Here is a 1,738-nt window from a genome sequence, read left to right on the forward strand (position 1 = left end):
TTTTATGCTCTATATGAACGCATCCCGTTTGCAAGACAAAAATTACTCTGACATCGACGGTAGGTTGCAGCTCTATATCCGTACATGAACTCCCGCTTATGTGCAAGATAAGTTCGTTGAATGACGATCATAACTGCGTTCGTACATTCGGCTTCTGTGTTTGCAGGTTATTTTCTGCTGAGCCATGATGGATATATGCACACCTGCTCCTTATCGGCCTTCAGACCTTTATTCATTCTTGGTCGTCGGATATATCAGGTTTTGCAGGTGTCGGTTTGACCGATCTCCCATCTCACTTTTCCTGCGCAATTAGCAAGATCAATACAGCTAAAATAAATTTCATTCCTCTGTGATTACGATGTCACTCTGAACTTTTCTTCACCCGTTAACATCACCCATGATATTCTGGCGATCTTATTTGCCAGCGCGATAGCCACAATATTTACCGGACGACGCTGCATCAGTTTTTTTATCCAATCGCCATAGTTATCATGCCTTCGGTTTATATGGTAAATCACGGCTCTGGCACCCTGAACCAACAACTTTCGTATATAACCATCACCCCGTTTCGTTATTCCAGCGAGTCTGGTTTTTCCACCACTGGAATATTGTCTGGGGGTTAACCCCAGCCAGGCAGCAAAGTGTCGGCCATTTTTAAACAGACGAGGATCGCCAACGCGACTGACAATGGCTGTGGCGATCACTGGCCCAACACCGGGAATGGTGGCTAACCGTTGACAGACATCGTTCTCTTTGAAATATCTGTCAATCATTTCGTTAAGCTCACCGATCCACACCTGTAAACAGGATAATTGTTCAAGATACATCCTGCCCAGCTTTCTCAGGATAGGAGTTATCACTGACTCACCATCCTCTATAATCTCAAGGAGACCTTTTTTTAGCGAAGACAGCCCGATCGGAAATATGATGCCTTCTTCTGAAAACAGACTACGGATCTGATTTGATTTAGCCGTTCTTTCCTGAATAGCCCCTTCCCGTATTCGGTGCAATGATTGTAATGATTGCTGCTCTGCACTTTTTATGGGGACACAGTGAATATCCCGTCTTGTGACTGCCATACCGATCGCAGCAGCATCATTAGCATCATTTTTTCCGCCGACAACAAAAGGTTTAACGTATTGGGTTGGCAACAAATGAACCGTGTGCCCCAACTTTGTCAATTCCCGTGCCCAATAATGTGCACTATGGCAGGCTTCGATCCCAATCAGTGCTGGCTCTAGAGTCGCAAAAAACTTCAACACACTATTTCGACGTAACTTCCGTTTAATAATGGCTACGCCACGGTGGTTGGTCCCATAAACTTGAAAAATATTTTTAGCAATATCAAGACCGATGATGAGATTAAGCATAATATCCTCCCAAAACTGGCTAGATTTTATTGATGAATTCCCATCTTACGCCGTGAGGAGCGGGAGTTCATAACATCAGCCTTATTACAGCCAGAGCTGCGGGCCTCGATGTAATCCGCTGACTGACTCCTCACTCTCCTAACGAGCTTTACGCTCAGAGCATAAATCAGGTTTAGCAAGTCACGGTCTTACCTGTCTTTGTCATCATTATCATTGCCTTAGCAATCTTTCTACATTCATCCTTGTAGTTAAAAGTGAAAGTTGATCAGTGAAACACCTCAGTAAGGTCTGACACTGACGTAATCTTTTTGATATTCCTGCTGATGGGCGACCAATGCCCAAACGGTACGAGCCAGCTTATTGGCCAT

1 protein-coding gene is annotated in these 1,738 nt (G+C 44.4%); it reads right to left on the reverse strand.

The genetic code is table 11. From position 1 onward, the window contains the following. Positions 1–353: 353 nt before the first annotated feature. Positions 354–1,370: an IS110 family transposase gene (locus tag D3222_RS24420; protein WP_118988337.1), complete on the reverse strand. Its 1,017-nt coding sequence runs from the start codon at positions 1,368–1,370 to the stop codon at positions 354–356. Positions 1,371–1,738: the final 368 nt, after the last annotated feature.

Origin of the sequence: Photorhabdus sp. CRCIA-P01 (assembly GCF_003545805.1) — a bacterium.
In the GTDB taxonomy this organism is placed as follows: domain Bacteria; phylum Pseudomonadota; class Gammaproteobacteria; order Enterobacterales; family Enterobacteriaceae; genus Photorhabdus; species Photorhabdus antumapuensis.

Excerpts from the sequence above, each read along its gene's own strand:
- D3222_RS24420 (WP_118988337.1), bottom strand. The coding sequence starts at position 1,370 with ATGCTTAATCTCATCATCGGTCTTGATATTGCTAAAAATATTTTTCAA.